At 70.0% G+C, this 694-nt stretch carries 1 protein-coding gene; it reads left to right on the top strand.

The annotated features are described in order from the left end of the window. A partial coding sequence (locus tag H4281_RS45050; protein ID WP_182896961.1) for a GAF domain-containing protein occupies nucleotides 1–694 on the top strand: 694 nt, incomplete at both ends.

Genomic DNA, 694 nt, shown 5'->3' with positions numbered 1-694 from the left:
GGTCGAAGCCCGGTACGGCGCGCTGGGAGTGCTCGGCGATGGCGGCGGGCCGCTCGCGGAGTTCGTGTACCTGGGCATCGACGAGGCGACCCGGCGGAAGATCGGGCCGTTGCCCGAGGGCCATGGCCTGCTGGGGCTGGTGATCGACGACGCGAAGCCGTTGCGGCTGGAGGAGATTTCGGCGCATCCGGCGTCGGTGGGTTTTCCGGCGAACCATCCGCCGATGCATTCGTTCCTCGGGGTTCCGGTGCGGGTCCGCGACGAGGTGTTCGGGAACCTCTATCTCACGGAGAAGCGGGACGGCGAGGCGTTCACCGACGACGACGAGGTGATCGTGCAGGCGCTGGCCGCGGCGGCGGGGATCGCGATCGAGAACGCGCATCTCTACGAGCAGGCGCAGGCGCGGCAGCGCTGGCTCGGTGCGACCAGCGAAATCACGACGGAACTGCTCGGCGGCACGGATCCGGTGGACGCGCTGGAACTGATCGCGGGCCGTGCGCTGGAGCTGACCGGTTCCGACCTCACGATGCTCGCCCTTCCCGGCTCGGGCCGGCTGGGCGACGAGGAGGAGTGGGAGACCGATCCCGCCGAGCTGACCGTGACGGTGTGCTCGGGCAACGGCTCCGACGAACTCGGCGGGGTTCGGATGGACGTGGCCGGGACCGTTCCGGGCTTGGTCTTTCGGGATCGCACC

The organism is Amycolatopsis dendrobii, from assembly GCF_014145675.1.
GTDB classification, from domain to species: Bacteria; Actinomycetota; Actinomycetes; order Mycobacteriales; family Pseudonocardiaceae; genus Amycolatopsis; species Amycolatopsis dendrobii.
This window is presented reverse-complemented; position numbering and strand designations above follow the sequence as displayed.